The organism is Sphingomonas sp. FW306-1B-B10E (assembly GCF_058782005.1).
Map to the genome: position 1 here is coordinate 1 of NZ_JBYSXG010000092.1, position 8,551 is coordinate 8,551.

Genomic DNA, 8,551 nt, shown 5'->3' on the forward strand with positions numbered 1-8,551 from the left:
GAGCGGCAGTTTGCGCGAATTGGACGCTGCGAAGTCCTCGTTCGCCGGATTGACCGCGATCACCTCGGCCCCCTGGCGCGCCGCCAATTGAGAAACGATGTGTTTCTACTCAAGGCTTTGACCCGGATAGTTAGGACAACGAAATGAGCCTCCCCAACAGGAGTACCTCATGCGCGTCCGCTTCCTTGCCCTTGCCGCCACGCTCGCCATCACCACCCCGCTCGTCGCCCAGCAGGCGATGCTGGCGCCCGGATCGAAGAACCCCGCGCTCGTCACCGCGGGCAGCTACGCCGCGGATCCCAACCACACGCTGATCGAGTGGCAGGTCGATCATCTCGGCTTCACGCCTTATTTCGGGCTGTTCGGCGACATCAGCGGCACGCTGAACCTCGACCCCAAGAACCTTGCCGCCGCCAAGGTCGACATCACGATCCCCGTGTCGAAGGTCGTCACCGCCAATGCCGGCCTGACCGGGCATTTGCTGCGCGCCCGCAAGGAAGCCGGCGGCAAGCCCGATTTCTTCGGCCCCAGCCCCGCCGACGCGCACTTCGTCTCGACCAAGGTGGTCGCGTCGGGCCAGACGGCGAAGGTCACCGGCAATCTCACGCTCAACGGCGTCACTAGGCCGGTTACGCTCGACGTCGCTTTCTACGGCGCCGGCAAGAGCGCACCCGCAATGGGCGGCAAGGAAAATCTCGGCTTCGAGGCGAAGACCGTGATCAAGCGCAGCGAATTCGGGCTCGGCTTCATCGTGCCGATGGTCTCGGACGAGGTCCATCTCAAGATCGCCGCCGCCTTCACCAAGAGCTGAGCAATCGGGGGGCGGTTCCCGGCCGCCCCCCATCGTTCTCCTGCTTTGACTTCGGCTACCCCCTCCGCCCAAAGTCGCACCGAAAGGGGATCCAATGACCGAACAACCCGAAGGCCGCACAGGGGTTAGCCGCGTCGAAGCCTATTCCGACGGGGTCATCGCGATCATCGTGACGATCATGGTGCTCGAGATGCACGCGCCCGAGCAGCCCGGCTGGGCGCCCCTCCTCCACCTCTGGCCGATCTTCACTGCCTATGCGCTGAGCTTCGCTTATGTCTCGATCTACTGGGTCAACCACCACCGGCTGTTCCACCACGCCACGCGCGTGACTAACGGACTGCTCTGGTCGAACATCACCTTGATCTTCGCGCTGTCGCTGGTCCCGTTCGGCACCGCCTATCTGGGCGAGCAGATCTTCAGCCGCGACGCGACGTTGGTCTACATGGGCATCATGCTGCTGCCGTCGATCGCCTATATGTGGCTCCAGCGCAGCGTGCGCCGCACCGGCAGCCAGTCGGCCGAAGCGCAGGCCTATCACCGGCTCGCGCTGCGCAAGGGCGTGATCGCGAGTGCGGTCTACGCTTCGGGGCTGGCGCTCACCTTCGTTTCGCCGGCGCTCGGCCTCGCCTGCGCGGCGCTGGTCGCCTTGTTCTGGTGCCTGCCCGCCAGCGCGCTCGATCACCTGTTCGAGCGTTGACACTGTTCCCCGGCGAAGGCCGGGGCCCAGGCTCGGCGCACGCGGCGGGTGGATGCCGCCCTCTCGAGCTTCATCACAACTGGGCCCCGGCCTTCGCCGGGGAACAGCCCCTACCTCAGAACCCGACCCGCACCCGCGCCCCGAAGAAGCGCGGATAGCCGGGATATCCCGCATAATTGCCGGTCTGCTCGGGCACCGCGAAGCCGGTGATGTAGTAGAATTGGTTGGTGAGGTTCTCGACGAACACTTCGCCGCGGAACTTGCCGTCGGCCGATTGCAGCCCGATCGCGCCGTTGAGCAGCGGATAGCCCTGGTTGTAGATCGCGGTGCGCCCGGTGACCGGATTGGGGTTGCTCGACGGGATCGTGACTTCGCTGTTGTAGCGCATGTCGAGATGGACGAGGCCGTTGATCCCGCTGCTGATCTTCGGCGTCCAGGTCGCCGCCACCGTCACGGTATGCTCGGGCTGGTTGTTGAACTGCTGGCCTTCCTGGCCTTGCAGCGGCGTTCCGGTGAAGTCGTTGGAATCGCTATATTTCGCGCTGATATAGCTATAGCCGAGCTGGAAGGTCAGGTCGCGCGTCGGCCGGATCGTCGACTCGATCTCGACGCCCTTGCTGACGCTCTTGTCGACATTCTGGACGACGAAATTGTTGCCGGAGAAGACGAGCGACTGGAGGTTGTAGAAGTTCATGTAGAACGCGGCGACGTTGAGCGAGAAAGCCCGGCTCGGGCTCGCCTTGAAGCCGACTTCGAACGCGTCGTTGGTCTCGGCGCCGAACTGCAGGTCCGAACCCTGCGGCCCGTTGCCGCCGAGCAGCACCGAATCAAAGGTCGCCTGGTCGAGATTGTACCCGCCCGACTTATAGCCATGGTCGTAGCTGCCATACATCAGCAGCTTGTCCGAGACCTTGAACGCCAGCTTGGCGGTGCCGGTGATCTCGTTGTCGGTGAAGCTGTCTTGGTAATTGCCGTTGAATTCGGTGTTCACCGCCGGGTTGCAGCTCAGCAGGAACAGATTGTTGAACAGGCCCGGCACCTGGCGCAGCACATTGGCGTACGCAGTGGCCGCCGGATTGCCCGCGCGGACCTGGTTGAAGAAGGTGCAGCTGCCGATATTGTTGTTGATCGACGCCGTCATGTCCTTCGTCTCGTGGTTCCAGCGCGCGCCCAAGGTCACCGAGACGTTGTCGGTCACGTTGATGATGTTGTGCGTGAACAGCGCGAAGGCGTTGGTCTTGACGCGGAAATCGTCGGGGCTGTTGCCCTGCCCGGCCGATGCGCCCGGAAGCGGGCTCGCGGCGAGCGCCGCCAGGCCCGGAATCGGCGTCCGCGGATAGTTCGGGATCACGCAGGCCGCGGCCGGCGCGGTGCCCGCCTGTGCGCGGAAGCAGCCGACCAAAGGCGCCAGCGCGCCATAGGCCTGGGTCAGCGCGGGCAAGGTATTGGGCACCGCCGGGTTCAGCAGCGCCGCACCGAGCGTCGGCACCGTCGGCCCGAGCGAGCCGTAGAATTGCAGCGGCGTCCCGAAGCCCGCGCGCAGCTGCCCCGCGAATACCGTGTCGACATAGCGATTGGCATCGTTGCCGACGGTCACCACGTCGCGCAATTTGTTGGTTTCGTTGAGGTAGAAGCCGCCGATCAGCCAGTCGAGCTTGCCGCCGAACGCCGATCCCTGGAGCCGCAGCTCCTGAGTGAAATCGTTGAGCTCGTTGCGGTAGCCGTTGCGATAGGCGCGATCGATCCCGGAGAAATCGATGTCCTGGTTCCGCAGCACGCGCCAGTCGCGATAGGCGGTGATCGAGGTCAGCTTGGCACCGCCCAGATCCCAGTTGAGCTCGCCCGAGAAGCCCCAATCCTTGATCTTCTCGGCATAGTCGCGGTTCGGCGACATCGCCTGGATGCGGTCGCTGCCCGGCCCGGTGTAAAGCCCGATCAGTCCCTGCGCCGCAGCGACGCTCTGGATCGCCGGCGCCAGCGCGCCGCGCACCACCGAGACCGCGCCGCAGCATTGCTCGTCGGTCTGATAATAGTCGCCGATCAGCCGGAAAGTGATGTCGCCGGTGTCGAGCAGCGCCTGGGCGCGGACGTTCCAGCGGTCGACATCGTTGATCGAACGGTCGCTATTGGCGTCGCGGATATAGCCGTCGCGCTTGCGATAGCCGCCGTCGACGCGCAGCGCGAGCTGCTCGCTCACCGGTCCGGTGATCGCGCCCTTGATGCCATAGGCATCGTAATTGCCGACCATGCCCTCGACATAGCCGTGCGTCTCGAACTGCGGCAGCGCGGTATAGATGCTGAGCGCGCCCGCCGAAGTGTTGCGGCCGAACAGGGTCCCCTGCGGCCCGCGCAGCACTTCGACGCGTTCGAGCTCGGGAAGCTCGGAGATCGCGACGCCGGCGCGGGCGCGAAACACCCCGTCGATGAACACGCCGACCGCGGGCTCGAAGCCGGGATTGTCGCCGCCGGTGGTGATGCCGCGCAGATAGATGGTGGTGCCGGTCGCCGAGGATTGCCCGGTCGAGCTCTGCAGCGACGGCGCGAGCTGCTCGAGGTCGCGGACATTGTCGACCCCGGCATTCTGGAGAAGCTCGGGCCCGATCGCGGTGATCGCGATCGGCACGTCCTGGACGGTCTCGTTGCGCCGCGTCGCGGTCACGACGATGTCGTTGGCGCTCTGATATTCGTCGGTCTGGCTCTCGTCGACGGTCGGCGACGCCGCCTGGTTGGCGGTATCCTGCGCAAAGGCCGGCGTGGCCAGCAGCAGGCCGAGCGCGGTCGCCGCGAGCAAGTCGAGTTTCTTCATAGGATGAGTGCCCCTCTCCTGTTCGCCCCCCGATATCCGGCGTCGGCGTTGCTTTTATTACGCGTGCAACTAACGCTGCATTTTCGAAGCCGTCAACGGAATGCGACGCGGAACTCCGCGGATTCCAGCCGTTTTTGACGGAGTGGTACGGATGCGCAACAGCGGCGAAGCGGCCAAACCCCGCTTGCCGTAGCGTAAACTGGGTTAAGGCGAGGAAGGACCGACGAATGGCGGAAAAGCACGATCCTGCGGAAGACGGCGATCTCGTCGCCGGCCCCGCCAAGATCGCCGTGCCGGACCATGTCGCTGAAGCGATCCGCACGCTGATCCGCTGGTCGGGCGACGATCCCGACCGCGAGGGGCTGATCGACACGCCGCTGCGCGTCGCGCGCGCCTGGAAGGAATATTGCGAGGGCTATAACGAGGACCCCGCGCACCATCTCGACCGCGTGTTCGAGGAGGTCGGCGGCTATGACAATATCGTCCTGCTCACCGGCATCCCGTTCCAGTCGCATTGCGAGCATCACATGGCGCCGATCACCGGCAAGGCGTCGATCGCCTATCTGCCCAAAGACCGCGTCGTCGGCATCTCCAAGCTCGCCCGCGTCCTTCACGGCTTCGCGCGCCGCCTCCAGGTCCAGGAGCGGCTGACCGCGCAGGTCGCCGACTGCATCTGGGAGCGGCTCCAGCCGCAGGGCGTCGCGGTGGTGATCGAGGCGCAGCACGGCTGCATGACCGCCCGCGGCGTGCGCACCCCCGGCGTCGGCATGGTCACCAGCCGCATGCTCGGCGTCTTCCGCGAGGACGAGCGCAGCCGCCAGGAAGTGCTCAAGCTGATGGGGTATTGAGGGTGACACGTGCCCTATCTCGATCCTCCCCCGGAGGGGGAGGAATTAGATGCGCATTCTCGTCACCGGTGGCGCGAAGCGCATCGGCGCCGGCATCGCGCGCCGGCTCGCGCTGCGCGGCCATGCCGTCGCCATTCACCACCACCACGCGCCCGACGATGCCGAAAGCCTGCGCAGCGCAATCGCCGCAGCCGGCGGCCAAGCCTGCATCGTCTCCGGCGAACTCGCCGACGCCGCCACCGCCCCCGCCTTGATCGCGGCGGCACGCGAGGGCCTTGGCGGCCCCGTCGACGGCCTCGTCAACAACGCCTCTATCTTCGCCTTCGACGCCCTCCCCCTCGCCGACTACGCATTGCTCGACCAGCATATGCGCGTAAATCTCGGCGCCCCGGTCGCCTTGGCCTCGGCACTCGCCGAACAGATCGATCTCGAACACGGCGCGGTGGTCAATCTGCTCGACCAGAAGGTCGCCAACCTCAACCCCGATTTCTTCACCTACACCTGCAGCAAGGCCGCGCTCGCCACCGCGACCGAGATGCTCGCGCGCGCCCTCGCCCCGCGCATCCGGGTCAATGCCGTCTCGCCGGGGCTCACCCTCCCCAGCCTCGACCAGACCGCCGACGAGTTCGCCGAGCATGCTCGCCAGAATCTGCTCCAGCAGCCGGTCGCGCTCGACGACATCGCCGCGACGGTCGAGCATCTGCTCACTGCGCGCAGCATCACCGGGCAGAATGTCTTCGTCGATTGCGGCCAGCGCTTCCTGCCGCGCGACGGCGACGTGATGTTCGAGGGCCGGGAACGTCCGCTTGCCTGATTATACGATCCGCCTCGACGACCTCGAAGTCATGATGGGCCTCGGCATCCACGCGCACGAGCAGGCGCCGCAGCGCGTGGTGCTGAGCGTCGCGATGACCTGCCGCTACGACACCCCGCCCGAGGACCGGATCGACGCGGTGGTCGATTACGACTTCCTGCGCCGCGAGATCCACGCGCTCGCCACGTCACGCCATTTCGCACTGCAGGAGGTGCTGTGCGACGAGGTCGCCGCGCTGGCGCTGCACGATCCGCGCGTCCGCGAGGTTCGCGTTCGCTCGACCAAGCCCGATATCTATCCGGACGCGCAGATCGGCTGCGAGATCGTCCGGACCCGCGACTGACCATTGGAGAGCGCCATGACTGACCTGACCGGCCTCGAACTCCGCTCGACCATATCGAGCGAGGGCAAACTCACGCTCTCCCTCGATCCCGTCACCTTGCCCGCCCCCGGCCCCGACGAGCTGATCGTCCAGGTCGAGGCCGCGCCGATCAACCCATCCGATCTGTTTCTGCTGCTCGGCCCGGCCGACCTCGCCACGATGGAGGCAGGCGGGACGTCCAACCGTCCCACCCTCCAGGCGCGGATTCCCGAGGCTCGAATGGGCGCGATGAAGCCGCGGCTCGGCCAATCGATGCCGGTCGGCAACGAAGGTGCCGGCACGGTGGTCCAGGCCGGCGAGAATGTCTCCGCACTGCTTGGCAAGCGCGTCGGGATGATCGGCGGCGCGATGTTCACGCAATATCGCAAGATCGCCGCGCGCGACTGCATCCCGCTCCCCGAAGGCGCCAGCGCCGCCGACGGAGCCTCGATGTTCGTCAATCCGCTGACCGCGCTCGCCTTTGTGGAGACGCTGCGGAGCGAGGGCCACAAGGCACTCGTCCACACCGCCGCCGCGTCCAACCTCGGCCAGATGCTCAACCGCATCTGCGTCGCAGACGGCGTGCCGCTCGTGAATATCGTCCGTAGCGACGCCCAGGCGGCGATCCTCCGCGATATCGGCGCCAAATACATCGTCGACAGCACCGCCCCCGACTTTCGCGAGAAGCTCACCGATGCGATCGCCGAGACCGGCGCCACCCTCGCCTTCGACGCGATCGGCGGCGGCAAGCTCGCCAATACGATCCTCCACGCGATGGAGGCCGCAGCGAACCGTACCGCCACCGAATATAGCCGCTACGGCTCGTCGACCTTCAAACAGGTCTATATCTACGGCGCGCTCGATACCGGCCCGACCGAGCTCGATCGCGGCTACGGTTTCGCCTGGGGCGTCAGCGGCTTCCTGCTCACGCCCTTCCTCATCAAGCTCGGCATGGAAGGCAATCTGCGCCTGCGCGCTCGCGTCGCCGCGGAGCTGACCACCACCTTCGCGAGCAAATACACCGCGACGATCGGCCTCGCCGAGGCGCTCGATCCGGCAGTGGTGACGGCGTATGCGAAGAAGGCGACCGGCGAGAAATATCTTATCGACCCGACCCGCTAAATCACGGAGAATACGAAACTTCATCCTTCGCCGCCCGTTCCCGCCCCACCTCTTCGGGAGATACTTCATGGGTGACGGTCCTTCACGGCGCGGCGTACTCGGCGGCGCTGCCATCGGCCTCGCCGCCACCGCGGCGCCGGCGATGGCGCAGTCGGCGGCAAGCAGCGGCCCCGCCCCGCTCGCCGACCCGCGCACCAAATACACCAACCAGCCCTTCCCCGAGCAGCGCCAGCCCTGGCCCGGCCTCCAGTCCAAGATGAACCCGCGCCCCGATTGCGGCGAGACGAGCTACCAGGGCTCGGGCAAGCTCAGCGGCCGCAAGGCGTTGCTCACCGGCGGCGACAGCGGCATCGGCCGCGCCGCCGCGATCGCCTATGCCCGCGAAGGTGCCGACGTCGCGATCAATTACCATCCCGACGAGGAGCCCGATGCGCGCGAAGTCATCGACCTGATCCGCAAGGCGGGGCGCAAGGCGGTCGCGCTCCCCGCCGACATCCGCAGCCGCGCCAATTGCGAGAAGCTCGTCGCCGACGCCGTCCGCCAGCTCGGCGGGCTCGACATTCTCGTCAACAATGCCGCCTACCAGCAGAGCAAGGCGGACATCTCCGAGATCAGCGACGAGCAGATGGTCCGCACCTTCGAGACCAATTATTTCGCGATGTTCCGGATCAGCAAGGCGGCCATTCCGCACCTCAAGCCCGGCGCGGTCATCATCAACACCGGCTCGGTCAACAGCTACGATCCCGGCGAGGAGCTGCTCGATTACGCCTCGACCAAGGGCGCGATCCTGATCTTCACCAAGGGCCTCGCCAAGCAGCTCGCCAAGAAGGGCATCCGCGTCAACATGGTCGCGCCGGGCCCGTTCTGGACCCCGCTCCAGGTCGCCGGCGGCCAGCTGCCGGGCAAGCTCGGCGAGTTCGGCCAGGACACCCCGCTCGGCCGCGCCGGCCAGCCTGCCGAGCTCGCCGGCCATTACGTCCTGCTCGCCTCCGACGGATCGAGCTTCACCACCGGCGGCGCGATCGGCGGCAATGGCGGCAAGGGCAATCCGTGATCTTAAAAGCCCCTCCCCTTCAGGGGAGGGGTTGGGGG

General features: G+C 66.3%; 8 protein-coding genes. 7 read left to right on the forward strand and 1 reads right to left on the reverse strand.

From position 1 onward, the window contains the following. Positions 1–169: 169 nt before the first annotated feature. Both AC3WJI_RS21130 and AC3WJI_RS21135 read left to right on the forward strand, forming a co-directional pair. The gene (locus tag AC3WJI_RS21130) at positions 170–811 is read left to right on the forward strand and encodes a YceI family protein (RefSeq protein ID WP_492759280.1); all 642 of its coding nucleotides are present in this window, start codon (positions 170–172) and stop codon (positions 809–811) included. Between the two features lie 94 nt (positions 812–905). After that, a complete protein-coding gene (locus AC3WJI_RS21135) occupies positions 906–1,508 on the forward strand; it encodes a TMEM175 family protein (protein WP_492759281.1) in 603 nt (200 codons plus the stop codon). A gap of 115 nt (positions 1,509–1,623) precedes the next feature. Here the strand turns inward: AC3WJI_RS21135 and AC3WJI_RS21140 are convergent, their stop codons facing one another. Next, positions 1,624–4,314, reverse strand: coding sequence for a TonB-dependent receptor (locus AC3WJI_RS21140; RefSeq protein WP_492759282.1), 2,691 nt, complete (start codon positions 4,312–4,314; stop codon positions 1,624–1,626). 227 nt (positions 4,315–4,541) lie between these two features. Between AC3WJI_RS21140 and folE the strand changes: the two genes are divergently transcribed. The 5 genes from folE (at position 4,542) to AC3WJI_RS21165 (ending at position 8,513) form a co-directional block, all read left to right on the forward strand. Continuing rightward, a complete protein-coding gene (folE, locus tag AC3WJI_RS21145) occupies positions 4,542–5,162 on the forward strand; it encodes a GTP cyclohydrolase I FolE (protein WP_492759283.1) in 621 nt (206 codons plus the stop codon). A 49-nt stretch (positions 5,163–5,211) separates the two neighbouring features. Continuing rightward, a complete protein-coding gene (locus AC3WJI_RS21150) occupies positions 5,212–5,976 on the forward strand; it encodes an SDR family oxidoreductase (protein WP_492759284.1) in 765 nt (254 codons plus the stop codon). After that, positions 5,969–6,319: a dihydroneopterin aldolase gene (locus AC3WJI_RS21155; RefSeq protein ID WP_492759285.1), complete on the forward strand. Its 351-nt coding sequence runs from the start codon at positions 5,969–5,971 to the stop codon at positions 6,317–6,319. Before AC3WJI_RS21150 ends, AC3WJI_RS21155 begins: the two co-directional genes overlap by 8 nt. A 15-nt stretch (positions 6,320–6,334) precedes the next feature. Further along, the gene (locus tag AC3WJI_RS21160; protein ID WP_492759286.1) at positions 6,335–7,459 is read left to right on the forward strand and encodes a zinc-binding dehydrogenase; all 1,125 of its coding nucleotides are present in this window, start codon (positions 6,335–6,337) and stop codon (positions 7,457–7,459) included. A gap of 67 nt (positions 7,460–7,526) precedes the next feature. Next, on the forward strand, positions 7,527–8,513 hold the full coding sequence (locus AC3WJI_RS21165; protein WP_492759287.1) for an SDR family oxidoreductase: 987 nt from the start codon (positions 7,527–7,529) through the stop codon (positions 8,511–8,513). The last annotated feature ends 38 nt before the right edge of the window (positions 8,514–8,551 follow it).